Below are 17,802 nucleotides of genomic sequence, written 5' to 3' on the forward strand. Positions count from 1 at the left end.
CTGCGCTATGTCGCAGCCGTTTCTGCGGCCCATTATTGCTGTGCGTTTTACAAATACGAAGTAATCCCCAACAAAAATCTGAAAATAGATAGATTTAGTGCCCCTTATTGGCGCATAGCGCAAATATAGCTGCCTTGCAGTCACCTGGAAATAGGCATGCTGCGGGGTTGTATGCATCGATTACAACACAAATTTGGCTTGGTCTTTGGGTGCCAGTGTTTCATGGAATGTAGGACAAAGTGAAAATGGCCCGATTAAGATGGATCTATCATACCAATATTTTGCTCTTGGTAGCGCGCAAGGCAGCAGCACGCCACTTTCAGGAAGCGGTTCATCGACCCCAGTAAACCCTTTAGAATTTGATATGAGTTCTCAGGTTATTTTAATTTGGGAGCGTATCTCTTTGAACTTACGTTAGAAAGGGTCTCCGTGTTTATACGGAGGCTTCTCGATACACGATACGGCCAAATTTTTTCTGGCTTTACGAGAGTGTTTTGCGATGGCGGGTTGATGCTGGTTGCGTTGTTTGCAGCGTAATTGATGCCCGCAACATCCAACTCCAACCAGCGACTGCTTCAATATTACCTTCGCTCTGCGCACCGATCTAAATACTGCCCAATGTACGAATGACAGATGTGCAGCATGATTGTGATCAGATAAGTATCAGATCAATCGCTTTGACTTTGATGAGATGGCCTATCATCAAGATTCCTTATTTAAGGACAGGTGTCGACATAGCGCGAGCCATCTGTTCGCTCGTAGACGCAGGAACCGGATTGGGTACGGCCAATGTAGCTCCCTGCGTACGCTCCGGCAGCGCCGCCAATGATTGCACCCAGCACCTTGTCATCGTCTCCGGACACTGCAGCCCCGATCAACGCACCGGTTGCCGCACCCGCTATCGTTGAGTCTTGCTGGGTTTGACAGGCGGCTATCGGAATGATCAGGGGCAGTATCGCTAGAAAATTTCTCATGTCGTAATCCTTTTATTCGGTTGCCCGACCAAAGCATTGGACCCATCGGGGGGGGGTTGGTCGGATTGTTTCCAGTCCATCGCAGTGGGTGCCGCGTTTTTGGACTGGCCATCGTGATCATCACCCGATTCCGAGACCGAAGGGTTGATATTGATCAATCCGAGCGAAAGATTAGGGGTGATGCTGCCTTACCCGAACTGATTTCCGCGTGATCATATCACATTCTGACTTATTGAAGTGGTCCGGCAAAACTGGACAGTGTGCTAACACGTATCCAACATTGACGATAGGATACACAAATGACCCAAAGACGCAGTTTTCCTGACAAATTTAGAGCTACCATGGCGCTTGAAACGCTGCGTGCCGATAAGACGGTGCAAGAGATTGCGACCAAGCATAAGATCCATCCGGCGCAGATGATGACGTGGAAACGGCGGACGATTAATGGACTGACGGGCGTATTTTCCGACAATGTCAGGAAAGCGGAAGACAACGGGGCAAAAGTCAAAGAACTGCATGCCAAAATCGGGGAAGCTGGCGGTCGAAAACGATTTTTTGTCACAAGGGCTGAAGCGATGAGTTCAAGCGAATGCAAGGCGCATGATCAATCGGAATTACACGGATCTGATCCTGACCAGCCGATGGAAACTACTGAAGAACAGCGGCTTTGTTGCATAAATGGGCTGATGGGATTCACTCTATGGATCCAGCGTGATAGCTGACTGGGATGAGCAGTTGGGTCCCTACGAAGTACAATACCAAGAATTGGTCGTCTTACAATGACAGCTTGAATCAGCGCGGATCATTGTCTATCCATTGACTGGTAGCACATGCTTGCATGTGTGAGAAGTCGGTTTGGACACCACCGCCAAGCGGCAAACGCGGTCGGCAACAGAAATTCAGTGATGCCGCCATTCAGACCTGTCTGACCATTGCCCGGCAGGGCATTGCGCAGCAATGTCCCGAGAAGGGGATGAAGGTCCTTTTCGGCATGCCGCTTCGCCGGGCAACTGGGTTCGTCAAGAGCCTGCTGCGGCTTGTCGGGCTGGATTGGGCTACGCCAGATTTCAGCACCTTATGCCGACGTCAGCAAACACTGAACGTGAGCCTGCCGTATCGTGGCACCACGGTGCCATTGAACCTCCTCATCCCCTCTCATCGCCGCAAGCGGCGACTGCCGGGCAGTGGACAGCACAGGCATCAAGGCCGAAGATGAAGGCGAGTGGAATGCACGCAAGCATGGAGACTCCAAACGCCGCGTCTGGCGTAAGATACACATTCATTGCCCGGCAGGTGCATCCAAAGGATGCTGCCGAGAGGGGGCATCGATGAGGAAACGCTTGAAGTGCGAGCGGTCGAAGTCACCGGAAGCAACATTGGTGACGCACCCATGCTACCCGAACTTCTGAACTAAATTCTATCCGATCGGGACATCGGCAGCGTTACTGCGGATGGGGCGTATGACACCCGTAAATGCCACGAGGCGATTGCCGCCAGAGATGCACGTGCGGTGGTCCCGCCACGCAAGAATGCAAAGCCCTGGAAACCGACGAGTGCCTGAGCAATCGCCCGCAACGATGCCGTCAATGCGCAACGATATCTGGGCCGCACCCTGTGGCGACGCTGGAGCGGATACCACCGCCGAAGCCGCGTCGAAACGAAGATCCACTGTATGAAACTACTTGGCCAATCGTTGATGGCGAGGGACTTTGAAAGGCAGGTTGCTGAGATCCAAATCCGTATCGCCGTGCTGAACCGCTACATGGCTCTTGGCATGCCTGTCACTGAGCCTTTAGGCTAAGTCCGTCTGGGGTAAGGGGAAGAACGTCCTTCACCCGACTTGTGCAACAAAGCCCGGGCCGCCGGGATAATCATCCCCGTCCGGCGATATAGCCCAGCACTGTTGCGGCCAGAAGGCCATTGCCTGAGAGATATCCGCTGTCGCCTGTACCGGACACACCGCAGGCGGCACCGCCAGCGGCAAAAAGGTTGGCAAAGCTGCCCCCATCGGCCTTGCGCACCCGTGCCGTCGCAGGGTCAATTTCCAGCCCGCCTTGGGTGTGGAACAGAGCGCCGGTGACCTTTACCGCGTGGTAGGGCGGGACGAGCGGCTGAGATTGCCAAGACCGGCCAAAGTCATCGCGGCCGTCCTGCGGCAGCGCGTCGAATGTTTGCTGCAAGCCCGTGCGTGGGATGCCGAGCTGATCTGCCAAAGCCGCAACATTGTCAGCCACGGCAATCGCCCCTTGCTGCTCGGCCAGTTTGAAATCATCAAACTGCCGTGCAATCGCGGCGATGCGCCCATCAAAAATGGTCCAGACACTGCCCCCCGGCTGGGCCATCACTGCGCGCGCGGCTTCGGAGTAGCCTTGGCTCTCATTCCAGAACCGCTGGCCCTGCGCATTCACCTGAAACCCGCCTTCAGTGATCGTGGCCCAAGTGATCAGAATGCCATGCGGATGGGCGACATTGCCGTGGCCTTGGTACGCGCCAAGGTGGCGGGTCGCCGCGCCGAGCGCGCGACCCCAGTTGATCGCTTCGCCCCGGTTGCCATCATGTCCAAACCAGACCGCGTCGGCGATGTCTGGCATGTGTTTGGCTACCATCTCCTGATTTCCGCCAAAGCCGTTACAGGCGAGGATGAGCCGTCTGCAGCCGACCGTTTCGCAGCTTCCGTCGGGCAGGGTCAGTTCCGCCCCCGCGATTACATCGTTTTGCGCGAATAGGCGGCTGGCCCGTCGGTGGCAGATCAGCGGAATATCGAGCGCTTCGATCCGGCTGCGCAGCGCATCCATCAGCTCGCGCCCCGCCCGCTGGGGAAGCCCGTGCATGCGGCGGCGGCTATGGCCCGGATAGTCGAAATCGCTGACCAATGAGAAGAGTAGGCCGTGGCTGTCCGCCAGCCATTCGATGACCGCGCCCGCTTGCCCGGCGAGGGCCGCGACCAGATCGGGGTCGTTCTCATTGTGGGCTTTTGCCTGAATGTCCTGCGCGAAAAGGGCCGGGGTGTCTTCGATCCTGGCCTCGGTCTGAAAGCGCGTGCCCGCCGCCGGGATCAATCCCGCGCTGAGGGCGGTGGAGCCGGACGGCACCGGATCGGCTTCGACCAGCAGCACGTCTTGCCCCGCCTCATGCGCTGCCAAGGCAGCGACCATGCCGCAGGCACCGGCGCCGATGATCAGCGTTTCGACCGACAGGTCGAAGGCCGCAAGCGGTTCGAGCTCAGTTGTTGCCATCGAACCGCTTGCCCATGGCGAGCATCTCATTCGTGCCGATCGCGTCGTTCAGCCCGTCAAAATCATGCATACGATCCGCAAAAGGGGTATTGCTGCCTTCTTTGCGCAGGCTGGCATAATAGTCCTGAGCCGTGCGCGCCAAGGCGCGGACAATGCCGCCGGGGAAGATCACGATGTTAAAGCCCATGCCTTGCAAATCCGCCGCCGAGGAGATCGGCGTCGCACCGCCTTCGACCATATTGGCCAGCAGGGGCACGCGCCCCTTGAAGATCTGTGCGACCTTGCCCAACTCGTCGCTGTTGCGTGGCGCTTCGACAAACAACACGTCCGCGCCTGCATCAATATAGCTGCCCGCCCGGTCAATCGCGGCGTCAAAACCCTCGACCGCGATGGCGTCGGTGCGGGCGACAATCAGTGTGTCATGTCGGCGGGCGTCGGCCATGGCGGCGATCTTTCCAGCCATCTCTGCCATGGGGATCAGCGATTTGTCGGACAGGTGGCCGCATTTCTTGGGATAGCTCTGATCCTCGACCTGCAAGGCGGCGGCCCCGGCGCGCTCATAGCTTTGCATCGTGCGCCGCGCGTTCAGGGCGTTGCCGAAGCCGGTGTCGGCATCCATGATAACCGGCAGATCGGTGCGGTCGGCGATCAGGGTCATGGTGTCGGCCATCTCAGATGCTGTGGTCAGGCCAATGTCGGGTCGCCCCAGCCGCGTGTAGGCGACGGCAGCACCCGAAAGATACAGCGCCTCAAACCCTGCATCCGTGGCAAGGGTGGCGGTCAGCCCGTCAAAAACCCCCGGCGCAATCAGGATTTCATCTTTGGTCAAGCGGCTGCGCAGGGTCATGTTGCGTCTCCAAACATCGCGGTGGCTTCGGCGCAGGTCATCACCTTGGTGATGGAGCCCAACGATGTCAGCGTGGCTTTGTGTACATCCTCTTTGAATGCCGCGCATCCGTCAGAGAGCAAAATCGTGTGAATGTCGCGCAGATGCGCGTCGCGCACAGTGCTGGCCACGCCGCCGTTGGTGACGATCCCGCCGATGATTAACGTGTCGATTTTCATTGCGCGCAGGATGTATTCCAGCCGGGTCTGGTAGAAGGCGGAATAGGCGACCTTTTCCACGGTAAAATCCGCTGGGGCCAGCGTGTCGACCAGCGAATGGCCGAAACCACCGGGCGCGAAATCTCCTTTGGTGAGGAAGGGCCGCAGCTTGCGCAGGTGGTCTGCGATCAACGGCTCATCATCGCGCCCCGGCACAAGGGTGAACTGGGCCGAGACATAGCAGCCGCCGGCCTGCGTCAGGGCATCTTTCAGCGGCGCTATCCGCTCGGGTAGGGCGAGGATCGCCTCAGCGCTTTGTCCGGCCCGGCCATAGGCACCCTCTGTATGCAGAAAGTCGTTTTGCAGGTCGATGGTTAGCAGGGCGGTGTCGGATGGTGTCATGTCGAGACCCTCTCGATCAATGTGTTGCCATAGGAATCCACTTTGCCCAACAATCCCGGTTCGATCAGCACAGTGGCATCGGGCTGCTCAAGGATAGCCGGGCCGAGGATCTCGGCCCCCACGGGCAGGGCGAGGCGGTCATACAGCTCGGTCTTGTGCCAGCGGTCCCCAAAATGGACCTGACGGCAGCCCTTATGGGCTGCCTTGATGCTGCCGCCTTGGGGAGCGAGGGTGGCCAGATCGAAACGCGGGCGGCGACCGGTGACGGCAGAGCGCAGGTTGATGACACGGCGGGTGCCATTCTTTAGCAGACGCCCATAGGTGGCGCGGTAGGCCGCATCGAAAGCGTCACCGATCTGCTGCTCTGTCGGCGGCGTGATGGTCCCGTTTTTCACAGTCACGGGTAGGGGGACGGGCACGGTGTGAGTTTGACCCAGGTAGGCCATATCAAGCGTGAACTTGATGTCGCGGCCTTCGAAATGGGTGCGAGACGCGTCCAGCGTGGCGTTGCCGCTGTCGACATGGGATTGCATGAAGTCCGTCAGCGCGAGGATGTCGATCCCCGCGAGGCCTGCGTTGATCGTCTGCACGAAATCCTGTCGCATGTCAGCGATCACACAGCCCATGGCCGAGGTGACGCCCGGATAGCGCGGCACGATGGCCCGCGCGAGGCCGACATCCGCAAGCATCGCACCAGCGTGCAGAGCGCCACCGCCGCCGAAAGGCATGAAGGCGAATTGCTTGGGGTCAAAGCCACGTTCGATGGACACAAGGCGCAGCGCACCGGCCATTCGGCTGTTGGCCACGCGCAAGATCGCCTCCGCCGCCGCCAGCGCATCCAGCCCGAGCGGCTCACCTACATGGCGCAAGATCGCGTCAGAGGCCGCTTCCACATCAAGCCGTTCCAGCTTGCCCCCGATCGGGTTGTCGGGGTCGATTCGTCCGAGCACGACGTTGGCGTCGGTGACCGTGGGGCGGGTGTTGCCCTGACCGTAAGCCACGGGGCCGGGGATCGATCCGGCGCTTTCCGGGCCGATATTCAACAACCCGCCCTTGTCGACCCAAGCAATCGAGCCGCCGCCCGCGCCGATCGTCGTGATCTCGATCATCGGTGAGCGCACGACCATGCCAAAATCGATGGAGGTCTGCGGCGAGAGCATCGACTGCCCCTTGGCAATCAGCGAAACGTCAAAAGATGTACCGCCCATGTCCCCGGTGATGACATCTGGGAAACCCGCCGCCTCGGCTATATAGCCTGCGGCGATTACCCCCGCAGCTGGGCCGGACAGCGCGGTGCGCACCGGTAAGCGGGCTGCGGTGTCCACATCCATGACGCCGCCATTGGACTGCACGATCATGAACTCACCGCCAAAGCCGCCCTGCTTCAGCGCCGTTTCCAATCGCGCGAGGTAGCCAGAGACTTCGGGTTGCAGATAGGCGTTCAGCGCCGTGGTCGAAAACCGTTCGAACTCGCGGATTTCAGGCAGGATTTCGGCCGAGGCAGAGACATGGGCATTTGGCCAGATCTCTCGCACCGCCTGCACCGCCGCGCGCTCGTTTTCCCCATTGGCATAGCTGTTGGCAAAGAGGATCGCGCAGGCAAGGCAGCCGTCATCGATAAGCTGACGCGCCGCCTGCCTGACGGCATCCAGATCGACAGGGGTGCGGACCGTGCCATCGGCCAGCGTTCGCTCGGGCACCTCAAGGCGCACTTCGCGGTCCACGACCGGCTTGAATTCGCCGCGCAGGCCCCATGTGCGGGGGCGGTCCCGGCGGCGCATTTCCAGCACGTCCCGCAGACCCTGGGTGGTAATCACCCCAATCCGCGCGCCTTTGCGTTCCAGCAAGGCATTGGTGCCCGCCGTGGTCCCATGGACGACCACCGAGACGGTGGAGATGTCCGATACCCGCGAATTGATCCCGGCAAGAAAGCCGACCGACTGGTCTGGCCGGGTGGTCGGCACCTTGGCGACTTCGGCGATGCCCGTGGCTTCGTCGAGCACGAAAATGTCTGTGAAGGTACCGCCTACATCGACGCCGATCATCCGGTTGCTGCTGCTCATTCTGTAACTTCCTTCCAAGCTGCGCCGTAGGTCTGGGTGGCAAGATCTGCGCTCATCAGCCCTCCCGCGACGTCCCGTGCGACGGCTGCGGCGTCACGTTTTGATGCCGGGCCATAGCCGCCGCCGCCGGGGGTGTCGAGGCGCACAGACTGGCCGCGCTTGAGCTTGATCCCCACCATCTTCGAGGCCATCGGCGGGTTGTGCCAGCCATCGTCCTGTTCATATGCGAATTCATTCTTTGCCGCCTCACCGCCGCCTGCGGCCCCCTTAGGGGCAAAGCGACCGCGCTCACCGAACAGAAAGGCGGTGGCGGATTCCTCGAGCACTTCGATCTCATAGGTTGCACCCATGCCGCCCCGGTGCTGACCTGCGCCAGCGCTGTCAGGGCGCAGGGCCCATTGTTTGAACATCACCGGATAGGCGGCTTCCAGAATTTCCATCGGCGGAATTGTCGCGGTTGAGATCGGCGCATTGCCGTGGTTCAACCCGTCGCTTTCGATCGAGCCGCCATGCCCGCCGCCGTAGAAGCTGAACATCACCCAAGGTTGCCCATTCGCCCGCTTACCTGAGATGGAAAGAGCGTTGATCGTACCATAGGCATTGGCCACCACCCGCTCCGGCGCGGCCTGCGAGGCGGCGGCAAAGATGACGTCGATCATGCGCAGGATCGTCTCGGTATAGCCACCCACGGGGGCGGGGAAGGGGGCCGATAGTAGCGACCCTTCGGGAATTATTACGTCGATAGGGCGCATGACGCCTGCGTTGGCGGGCAGGCTTGGAAAGATGTGTTTGATCGCAACATAAGCGGTCGCGACGGCGGTCGGTAGCGCGATGTTGACCGGCCCGGCACAGCGATCGGCGGTGCCGGAGAAGTCGAGCGTCATGGTGTCGCCCTTGATCTCCAAGGCAACCTTAATCAGCAGCGGTTCATCGGTGATGCCGTCGTTGTCGAGGAAATCCTCGGCCTCCCACCGCCCGTCTGGCAGATCGGTCAGTTCGGCCCGCATCAGAGTCTCAGCCCGATTTTGCAGAGCGTCCAGCCCGGCGCGCACCGTCTCGGCGCTGTATTCGTCGAGAAGTTCATCCAACCGCCGCACGCCAAGATCCAGCGCACCGAGCTGACCGTTGAGATCGCCCTGCGCTGATTGTGGCAAGCGCGTATTGCGCATCAGAATGTCGATGATGTCGGTCTGCACTACCCCGGCTTTGGCCAGCCGCACGGGCGGCAGGACGAAAGCCTCTTGGAAAGCGTCGGTGGCGGCAGGGTTGTAGTTGCCCGGCACCGCGCCACCGACATCATGCCAATGGCCGACAGAGGCGAGATAGCAAAACAGCTTGCCGTCTTGGAAATAGGGGCGCACCACACGCATGTCGCTCAGATGGGTGCCGCCGAGGTGTGCATCGTTGAAAATATAGATGTCGCCGTCTTCAAGGTCGCCATGCTCCGCCGCTTTATCGATCACCGCCTTTACGGCAAAGGACATCACGCCCACGAAGATCGGAAGACCGGACTTGCCCTGTACCAGCGTATCGCCGGAGGTGGCATGGTAAAGCCCGTGCGAGGCGTCATGCGCTTCGGCGATAATCGGGTTGAATGCGGCACGAAACAGGGTCGCGTCCATCTCATCGGCGATCTGTTCCATGCGCCCGGCAAGGACCGCAAGGGTGATGGGGTCAATTTCGTCTGTCATGGGGCGTCCCTTGTTTCTGCTATGTCGTTCCACACGTCTTGGCGAATTATTTTGTCTTTGATGACCTCGAACCGGTCAATAAACCGGATGCCACCAAAGGCCGTACCATCGGGCCATTCACCGGCAAGCGTGCCACGGCAGTAGACCACGGCCGCTTCGCTTTCGCTTTGCAACGCATCAAAGCCTTTGTAGGTCTTGGTAACGAACCTGTACCGTGGCCCGGCCCAAGTGATCAGTTGGTCGAGGGTGGTCATCGGGGCAGTGCCGGGAAATGTCATGGTAAAGCCGTCCGACAATAGGGCGGTCGCCTGCTTTAGCTCGCGCGCCTCCATTGCGGCAAGATACCGGCGCACCACGTCGCTTGGGTCCGGCTTGGCCGGGGCGGGCTGGCGATGGGCATTGCCGCGCATGTAGTGGCCCGGCGGAAGTTCATGGACCATCACGGTGATCGCGTCTGGCGCCGCAGGCACGACCAGTCGTGCGGCCTGCGTCAGTGCTGTGCAAAGACGGGACTTGTCTGCGTCGCTATAGCCTTCGATCAAATGGATCTCGACGATCGGCACGGCATCTCCCTTCCTCCTCATTGGTCAATCTGTATTATTGGTAGTACAGATTATCGCATCAGTATAGGTCAAATAATTTGCCAAATAGCAGATAGATTTCTTGATTTAAAAATTTTGGTTGTTAGGGTTAAAGAAATCCACGGGGCCGAAATGACACGGAATCATTCTTCAGATCAGATCGGAACGTTGCCCGAGGGGGGCAAGGCGCGGCGCGTTTACTTGCACCTTCAGCAAGAAATTACGCGCGGCATCTATTCGGTAGGTGAGGCGCTTCCGGGTGAGCAGAAGTTGGCCGCGACGTTGGAGGTTTCACGTGTCACGGTGCGCCGGGCTCTGGATGCGCTGGAACGCGAGGGGCTGATCAAGCGGCGGGCCGGGTCGGGAACCACGGTCTGCGGGCCAAGGCCACAGCCCGCGATGGCTGCTGATTTCAGCACCCTAATTCCGCAGTTGGTGGAAATGGGGCAGAGCACGACCGCGCGGCTGTTGTCCTTTAGCTATGGTGTGGCACCTGGCGGTATTGCAAGCGCGATGGGGCTGCTGCCCCGTGATCGCGTGCAGATGGCGGTCCGGCTACGTCTGGTTGAGGGCATACCGTTTTCGCACCTGACTACCTGGGTGCCGGAAGATATCGCCCAAGGCTATTCCGAAGCGGAGCTGGCGACCACGCCGCTCTTTCGCCTGCTCGAGCGGTCGGGGGTCAAGGTGACCTCAGCCAATCAGAGCGTTAGCGCCACGCTCGCCTCTCCCGATGTCTCCGAAGCGCTTGGCGTCAGTATCGGTGCGCCGCTGCTTTCGATCGACCGAGTGGTGCGCAATTCAGAGGGGCGAGGGGTTGAGTATCTTTCAGCACTTTATCGACCTGACATGTTCAAGCTGGAAATGTCGCTCAGCCGCGTGGGCGCAGGTGAGGGGCGCCATTGGGAGCCGGTGATTCAGACGCCAAAAAGGGAAACCGCCGAATGACCGCGCCGCGAACATTGCTCGAAAAGCTGTGGTCCGCGCATGAAGTCTTGCGCCGCCACGATGGCACATCACTGCTGTTCGTGGATCGGCACCTTGTTCACGAAGGGTCACATCACGCATTCGCCAAGTTGAAGGAGCGGGGACTTAGCGTGGCCGCGCCCGAACTGACCTTCGGGGTCGTTGATCACTATGCGCCAACGCGGCCCGGCTCGGTGGCCCCGGACATTCGCCGGATGATCAAAACGCTGGGCGAGAACTCAAGGGCGCATGGGTTGAAGTTGTTCGATCTGCGCGATCCGGAGCAGGGGATTGTGCATGTGATTGGCCCCGAACAAGGGCTGACATTGCCGGGCCTGCTGATTAACTGCGGCGACAGCCACACATCGACCCATGGCGCTTTCGGCGCGCTGGCCTTTGGCGTGGGAGCGACGGAGGTCGCACATATACTTGCCACACAGACTGTCTGGCAGCAGCGGCCCAAAACCATGCGGATCACCGCTGAGGGTGCGCTCGGGCCGGGGGTGACGGCCAAGGATCTGGCGCTGCATTGGATTTCCGAGCTTGGCGCAGACGGTGCTCGCGGTCATGCGATAGAATACGCGGGGCCGGTGGTCCGCGCCTTGTCGATGGAGGGCCGCCTGACTCTGTGCAACCTGAGCATTGAAGGCGGCGCGCGGCTGGGACTTGTCGCGCCGGATCAGGTGACGGTTGATTACATCAAGGGTCGGCCTTTTGCGCCGAGTGGCGACGCTTGGGGCGCGGCTGTGTCCAATTGGCAAGACCTGCGCAGCGACGATGGGGCGGTGTTTGACCAAGAAGTGACGCTGGACGGCACCGCAATCGCGCCGACGGTGACCTGGGGCACTTCGCCAGAGCAGGCGCTGCCGATCACCGGTCAAGTGCCGGACCCGGAGCAGATGGCAGGGTCGCGACGTGAGACGGTTCAGGCGGCGCTCGACTATATGGCGCTAACGCCGGGAATGCCGCTGGATCAGGTCGCGGTCGATCAGGTTTTCATCGGGTCGTGTACTAATGGCCGGATCGAGGATCTGCGGCTCGCTGCCAAGGTTATGGTCGGACGCGTGGCCAAGGTGCCGGGGCTGGTATCGCCGGGCTCGGCGCAGGTCAAAAAACAGGCCGAGGCCGAAGGGTTGGCACAGATTTTTACCGCCGCGGGGTTGGAATGGGCCGATGCGGGGTGCTCGATGTGCGTCGGGATGAACGGTGACAAGGTTGAGGCGGGCAAGCGCTGTGCATCCTCGACCAACCGCAACTTTAAGGGGAGGCAAGGGCGCGGTGCGCGCACCCATCTGATGAGTCCCGCCATGGTGGCCGCCGCAGCGGTGGCAGGACATCTTGCAGACGTGCGGCCTTTGCTGGAGGGGCGGACATGAAGGGGTGGACCGCACTGGAGGGAAAGGCCGTCGCGCTGGCGCAGGCCAATGTTGATACTGACCAGTTGATCCCGGCCCGGTTCATGTCCGCGCCCCGCTCAGAGGGCTACGGTGCATTCCTGCTGCACGACGCGCGGCAAGACGATCCAGACCATGTACTGAACCGTTTCGCGGGCGCAGAGGTGCTTGTCACCCGGCGGAACTTCGGCAGCGGCTCCAGCCGCGAAGCGGCGGTCTATGCGCTCGTCGATTTCGGCGTCTGGGCGGTTTTTGCCCCAAGTTTCGGCGATATCTTTGCGGGAAACGCGGTGAACAACGGGTTGCTGCCCGCGCGGGTGACCGAAGAAGAGATCGAAATGCTGATCAGCAAGATCGGCACTGGAGATGCTTCCGCAAAGATCGACCTCTGTACCGGGAGGGCCGTGATTGCGGGGACCGAACTGTCGCTCGACCTTGATCCGGTCTGGCAAGAGAAACTGGTGAACGGCTGGGATGACATTGATCTTACCGCGCAGCATGGCGTGCAGATCGAGGCGTTTCGCAAGACACGCGAAGCCGCGCATCCATGGGTCATTCCTTTAACCAAGGGCGGTGCCGTGTCCTGACTTCAATGGCACATCAATCACGGGGCCAAAGCCCCACAATCAGGGAGAGAAAGAAATGAAACATACGATAATTGGGGGCATCCTCGCCACCACGGCTCTGACAGGTGCTGCTTTCGCACAAGAAACGCTGACGGCAGTTCACGCCTTCCCGGAATCGCTGATCTACACCAAGTCGTTCCTCGAATTCGTGGACAAGGTGAACGCAGCCGGCGAAGGCGTTGTGCAGATTGAGGTTCGCGGTGGACCAGAGGCCATCGGCATGTTCCAGCAGCCCGATGCAGTGCGCAATGGCGTGGTCGACATGGTCTATACGCCGGGCAGTTTCTATGCTGGGTCGCTGCCTGAAAAGGATGCCTTGGTAACTTCGAACCTGACCGGGCCAGAAGTGCGCGAGAACGGCGGGATTGAGTTGATCGACCAGATCCATCAGGAAAAGATGGGCGTGAAATACCTTGGCTGGTTCGACAGCGGCGTCTGCTACAACCTGTGGACCCGCGAAGAGCCGTCGCTCGACGAGAGCGGCAACCTTGATGTGTCCGGCCTGAAACTGCGCGGCAACGCCGTCTATAACGCTTTCTTCACCGAATACCTCGGCGCGCAGGTGATCGACCTGCCGACAACCGAAGTCTATTCGGCGCTGGAGCGCGGCGTGGTCGATGCGACCGGTTGGACGCAAATTGGACTGATCGACCTCAAGTGGAACGAGTTCCTCAACTACCGGATCGAACCCTGCTTCTTTTCGACCGATCTTGGCGTGATCGTGAACCTTGAAAAGTGGGACAGCCTCTCTGACGAGGCGCGCAAGATTATCCAAGACACCGCCATCGCGCATGAGCAGTCGAGCACGGAAAATCTGAGCGCCGTGCGGGACGAAGATTTCGCCAAGCTCGAAGAGGACGGCATGAAGGTTGTCACCCTCGAAGGCGAGGCGGCCGCCAACTACATTGAGGCCGCGACCCAGAATACTTGGGACCGCATGAAAGGCTTGATGGTCGACAGCCCGCAGGGCGACGGCAACTACGACAAGCTGATCGAGCTGTTCTACGATAAGTCTAAAGCCCCTTAAGGGCCCATCGGCGCGCCGCTGCCCGGCGCGCCGTCTTTCCTCTTACAGAAAGGCCGCCCCGATGTTCAGACGGATCTACCGTGGATTTCTTTATGCGATGGCGGGAATCGCAGGTGCCATGCTGGTCTGGCTGATGGTATCGGTCATCTTGTCAGTGGTGATGCGCAACGCGGGGCTACAACCCTTTGCCTGGCTCTTTACCTCGTCGGAATATGCGATCCTTTATATGACGATGCTCGGCGCGCCTTGGTTGGTGCGCGAAAAGGGCCATGTGCATATCGAATTGTTGACGGCCGCATTGCCAGTCAAAATAAGCCATGTGGTCAGCCGTCTGGTGGCGGTAATCTGTGTGGTGACCTGCGCGATCCTTGCTTGGAAGGGGGCCGAGATGTTCCTGACCAATATCGCGCGCAACGATTTTGACGTACGCGCTTACTATTTCCCGAAATGGATACTCTCACTCACCTTCCCGGTCAGTTTTGGCCTAATGGCGGTGGAATTTTCGCGCTTCGTCTTTGGCGATGACCTGATGCACTCCGGCGAAGCAGGGATACACGAATAATGGAATGGTTTGAATCATTGGCCCTGCTTTTAGGGTCAATCCTGTTCTTGATGGCGATTGGCATGCCGGTGGCGCTGGCCTTTCTTGCGGCTAATATCGTAGGTGCATGGTTCTTTATGGGCGGGGCACGGGGCGTGTCGCTGTTGCTCGACAACGGATTTGGTGGGCTTACTAACTACGCGCTCGTGCCGATCCCGCTGTTCTTGTTGATGGGCGAGATATTCTTTCACACCGGCTTGGGCGCGCGCATGTTCAATGCGATCGATCGGTTGCTCGGCAAGCTCCCGGGACGGCTGTCTTATGTAACAGTGCTGGGCGGCACTGCTTTTTCGACTCTGTCTGGATCGTCCATGGGATCGACGGCGCTACTTGGCAGTCTGATGGTCCCTGAAATGACCGCGCGCGGGTACAAGAAACACATGTCTATCGGACCGATCCTCGGCACCGGCGGGCTTGCAATTATCATTCCGCCGTCGGCTCTTGCGGTCCTGTTGGCCACACTGGCCAGGATCGACGTCGGGGCGTTGCTCCTTGCCGGGATCGTGCCGGGATTGATCCTGGCAGCGTTTTACATGGCGACGATCTGGCTTCAGACTTGGATCGACCCGGAGGCCGCGCCGGCCTATGAGGTCGAACTACTGACCGCAGGCCAGAAGTTGCGGCTGATATTTGGCGATGTTCTGCCCATGCTGTCGGTCATGGTGCTTATTGTGATCGGCATGGTTGCCGGGCTGATTACCCCGTCCGAGGCCGCGGCTTTTGGTGCTTTGGGAGTGCTGATCCTTGCGGTTCTCTTCCGCTGTCTGACATGGAAAGCAATGAAGAAATCCGTGATCGGCGCGCTGCGTGTGACGTTGATGGCCTATCTCATCGTCTTCGGCTCTGCGACCTTCAGCCAACTGCTGGCATTCTCGGGCGCGTCGAGCGGGCTGATCCGCTGGGCCACGTCCTTTGACATCGCGCCGATCGCGATGCTGCTGGTGATGTTCGGCGTTCTGTTGCTGCTGGGAATGTTCATGGAGCAGATTTCCATAATGCTGCTGACCGTGCCCATCTTCTTCCCGCTGGCCGCGTCGCTTGGATTTGATCCGATCTGGTTTGGTCTCATCATCCTTCTTGCGCTAGAGATTAGTTTCACCACACCACCCTTTGGATTGCTCCTTTTCGTAATGAAGGGGGTCGCCCCGAAAGGAACGACAATGCGCGAGATATATCTCTCAGCCTTTCCCTATATCGGATGTTCGATGCTGCTGGTGGCTCTCTTGATCATCTTCCCGGATTTGGCGTTGTGGCTGACGCGGTTGTAATTGAGGCGTCAGGGCTGGCCCGTCAAATGCGTCTGATGCCTTCCACCTGATCTATGCGATGAGGGGCGACGGAGTTTTGAAAGCAAATCGCAATTTGTCCGGTAGCGGTGCTGATGCGGTGCTCATGCTGGGCACCTGCATGGCGACAGTCTGGCCCATCTTGGATGGTAAGGCTGAAGGGTTGCGCCCGGCAGTGTCGTGCAACCTTGCCTTGATGTGGGGCGCGCATCAGGCGCGGTCTGGACCTGTCCCGGTTTGATGCCGCTCCTTTGATCGCATTTACTGCAACAAAGGAGACGAACTATGGGACGAACACGGACTGCCGAATTTCGTAAGGGTGCGGTGCGCATAGCGCTGACTAGCGGGCTGACGCACAAGCAAGTGGCTGATGACCCGGGTGTCGGGATGTCGACGCTGAACAAATGGATCACAGCGCATCGAGACACGGACGTGGTGTCGAAAGAGGATTTGAGCCTCGCCCAAGAGAATGACCGGCTTCGGCGTGAGAACCGCATCCTCAAGGAGCAAAGGGCAATTCTAAAAAAGGCCACGGTGTTCTTTGCGAGCCTAAAGCCGTGAGGTTTAAGTTCATTCACTGTCTGGCAGAGCATGTCTTCATGCACGAGAGGGGAAGAGCACCAATCTGCATTTTTCATCGATCAAATGTGTCGTGTGATGGACGTCAGTTCACTTGGTTTGCTGGCGTTCCGCAGTCGTCCTGCCAGCCGCAGACAGCGGTCTGATCTGGTCACGCTAGCGTACATCAAGGAGCAGCCGCGTCTCAGCCTTGGTCGCTATGGCAGGCCGCGCATGACGGAAAAATTGAAAGAGATCGGCCTGGATCTAGGCCACCGCCGCGTTGGCCGTTTGATGCGCCAGAACGGTATACCTGTTGTTAGAACGCCTAAATATAAGGCAACGACGGACAGTAATCACAAGTTCAACATCGGGCCCAACTTGCTGGACCGAAACTTCACAGCAGATGGTCCAAACCAGAAATGGGCAGGTGACATTACTTATATCTGGACCCGCGAAGGCTGACTATATCTTGCGGAGATCCTTGACCTGCACTCTCGTCGTGTCATTGATTGGGCCGTCAGCAACCGAATGAGGCGTGATTTGGCGATTCTGGCTTTAAACATGACCATAGCATTCCGAGCGCCATCCAAAGGCTGCATCCATCACACGGACCGGGGCAGCCTGCTCGCATGACTACCAGAAGATCCTTCGCCAGCACGGGTTCAGGGCGTTAATGAGCGGCAAGGGTAATTGCTATGATAATGCCGCCGTTGAAACGGTCTTCAAGACCATCAAGACAGAGCTGATTTGGCGCGGTACGTGGGAGACACGCCGGTCTGCTGAGATGGTAGTCTTTGAATACATTAACGGCTTCTACAATCTATGACAGCGGCACTCAGCACGGGGCTGGAAAAGCCCTGTCGCTTTCGAACGGAAGGTCGCGTCAACGAGCACTTTGAGCGGCACAAATACGTGATAGGTCCACTTTGAGGATCGGACCGCTTCGTTACGAGCCCTGGCTCGTAACGAAGCGGTCCGATCTTCAAAGTACCCGGGCGGCGCCTTGTGGCGAAACCTGACCGGATACCTCCGCCGGGGCCGTATCGATACCAAGATGCAGTGGGTGAAACTGCTGGTTGAATTGCTTGTGGTCCACAAATTTGATCGCCAAGTCGCAGAAATTCAAATCCGTGCCGTGATCCTCAACGGCTTCACAGCGCATGCATACCACGTACTGTGGCCGTCGGCTAAGTCCGTTTGGGGGGAAGGGCAATCTCACCCTCAAACAGATTTGAGCAATAAAGCCAACATTTATGGCAAAGGGCTGGCCCCGTTTAGCCTCTCTTTTAGTCCGGGGTCTGAAGTGGTCCGGCAAAATTGGACAGCGTGCTAAGATGTATCCAACCCGAA

The 17,802-nt window shown here is 59.1% G+C and carries 14 protein-coding genes and 3 pseudogenes; 10 read left to right on the forward strand and 7 right to left on the reverse strand.

Annotated features, from left to right (window positions below):
* Positions 1-716 precede the first annotated feature (716 nt).
* Positions 717-974, reverse strand: a complete 258-nt coding sequence (locus tag V7730_RS18675) for a glycine zipper 2TM domain-containing protein (protein WP_335749097.1) — start codon at positions 972-974, stop codon at positions 717-719.
* A gap of 299 nt (positions 975-1,273) precedes the next feature.
* Between V7730_RS18675 and V7730_RS18680 the strand changes: the two genes are divergently transcribed.
* Positions 1,274-1,696 (forward strand): transposase, encoded by a 423-nt coding sequence (locus V7730_RS18680; protein WP_335749098.1) that lies wholly within the window; start codon positions 1,274-1,276, stop codon positions 1,694-1,696.
* A 5-nt stretch (positions 1,697-1,701) separates the two neighbouring features.
* A pseudogene (locus V7730_RS18685) lies at positions 1,702-2,775 on the forward strand (IS5 family transposase).
* Positions 2,776-2,845: 70 nt separating this feature from the next.
* Here the strand turns inward: V7730_RS18685 and V7730_RS18690 are convergent.
* Genes V7730_RS18690 through V7730_RS18715 form a run of 6 tightly spaced genes read right to left on the reverse strand, consistent with a single transcriptional unit; the run spans position 2,846 to position 9,973 of the window.
* Positions 2,846-4,210, reverse strand: a complete 1,365-nt coding sequence (locus tag V7730_RS18690; RefSeq protein WP_335749099.1) for an FAD-dependent oxidoreductase — start codon at positions 4,208-4,210, stop codon at positions 2,846-2,848.
* On the reverse strand, positions 4,197-5,057 hold the full coding sequence (locus tag V7730_RS18695; RefSeq protein ID WP_335749100.1) for an isocitrate lyase/PEP mutase family protein: 861 nt from the start codon (positions 5,055-5,057) through the stop codon (positions 4,197-4,199). The genes V7730_RS18690 and V7730_RS18695 overlap by 14 nt, the downstream gene beginning before the upstream one ends.
* Positions 5,054-5,656: a cysteine hydrolase family protein gene (locus V7730_RS18700; RefSeq protein WP_335749101.1), complete on the reverse strand. Its 603-nt coding sequence runs from the start codon at positions 5,654-5,656 to the stop codon at positions 5,054-5,056. Before V7730_RS18700 ends, V7730_RS18695 begins: the two co-directional genes overlap by 4 nt.
* The gene (locus V7730_RS18705) at positions 5,653-7,719 is read right to left on the reverse strand and encodes a hydantoinase/oxoprolinase family protein (protein ID WP_335749102.1); all 2,067 of its coding nucleotides are present in this window, start codon (positions 7,717-7,719) and stop codon (positions 5,653-5,655) included. The genes V7730_RS18700 and V7730_RS18705 overlap by 4 nt, the downstream gene beginning before the upstream one ends.
* A complete protein-coding gene (locus V7730_RS18710; protein WP_335749103.1) occupies positions 7,716-9,410 on the reverse strand; it encodes a hydantoinase B/oxoprolinase family protein in 1,695 nt (564 codons plus the stop codon). The genes V7730_RS18705 and V7730_RS18710 overlap by 4 nt, the downstream gene beginning before the upstream one ends.
* Positions 9,407-9,973: a tautomerase family protein gene (locus V7730_RS18715; protein ID WP_335749104.1), complete on the reverse strand. Its 567-nt coding sequence runs from the start codon at positions 9,971-9,973 to the stop codon at positions 9,407-9,409. Before V7730_RS18715 ends, V7730_RS18710 begins: the two co-directional genes overlap by 4 nt.
* Positions 9,974-10,123: 150 nt before the next feature.
* On the opposite strand from V7730_RS18715, the gene V7730_RS18720 reads away from it, so the two are divergent.
* The 8 genes and pseudogenes from V7730_RS18720 to V7730_RS18755 all read left to right on the forward strand — a co-directional run.
* Positions 10,124-10,939, forward strand: coding sequence for a GntR family transcriptional regulator (locus tag V7730_RS18720; protein ID WP_335749105.1), 816 nt, complete (start codon positions 10,124-10,126; stop codon positions 10,937-10,939).
* Positions 10,936-12,333: a 3-isopropylmalate dehydratase large subunit gene (leuC, locus tag V7730_RS18725; RefSeq protein ID WP_335749106.1), complete on the forward strand. Its 1,398-nt coding sequence runs from the start codon at positions 10,936-10,938 to the stop codon at positions 12,331-12,333. Before V7730_RS18720 ends, leuC begins: the two co-directional genes overlap by 4 nt.
* Positions 12,330-12,938 carry a 3-isopropylmalate dehydratase small subunit gene (gene leuD / locus V7730_RS18730; protein ID WP_335749107.1) on the forward strand — a complete coding sequence of 203 codons (609 nt, stop codon included), beginning with the start codon at positions 12,330-12,332 and terminating at the stop codon, positions 12,936-12,938. The genes leuC and leuD overlap by 4 nt, the downstream gene beginning before the upstream one ends.
* Before the next feature lie 55 nt (positions 12,939-12,993).
* Positions 12,994-14,004 carry a TRAP transporter substrate-binding protein DctP gene (gene dctP, locus V7730_RS18735; protein ID WP_335749108.1) on the forward strand — a complete coding sequence of 337 codons (1,011 nt, stop codon included), beginning with the start codon at positions 12,994-12,996 and terminating at the stop codon, positions 14,002-14,004.
* Between the two features lie 61 nt (positions 14,005-14,065).
* Complete coding sequence (locus V7730_RS18740) at positions 14,066-14,566, forward strand: TRAP transporter small permease (RefSeq protein ID WP_335749109.1); 501 nt, start codon at positions 14,066-14,068, stop codon at positions 14,564-14,566.
* Positions 14,566-15,873 (forward strand): TRAP transporter large permease, encoded by a 1,308-nt coding sequence (locus V7730_RS18745; protein ID WP_335749110.1) that lies wholly within the window; start codon positions 14,566-14,568, stop codon positions 15,871-15,873. The genes V7730_RS18740 and V7730_RS18745 overlap by 1 nt, the downstream gene beginning before the upstream one ends.
* Before the next feature lie 303 nt (positions 15,874-16,176).
* A pseudogene (locus V7730_RS18750) lies at positions 16,177-17,278 on the forward strand (IS3 family transposase).
* 126 nt (positions 17,279-17,404) lie between these two features.
* A pseudogene (locus V7730_RS18755) lies at positions 17,405-17,643 on the forward strand (IS5/IS1182 family transposase); the annotation flags it as partial.
* Positions 17,644-17,802 lie beyond the last annotated feature (159 nt).

The sequence above is a fragment of the Sulfitobacter sp. genome, from assembly GCF_036961165.1.
Classification (GTDB): domain Bacteria; phylum Pseudomonadota; class Alphaproteobacteria; order Rhodobacterales; family Rhodobacteraceae; genus Sulfitobacter.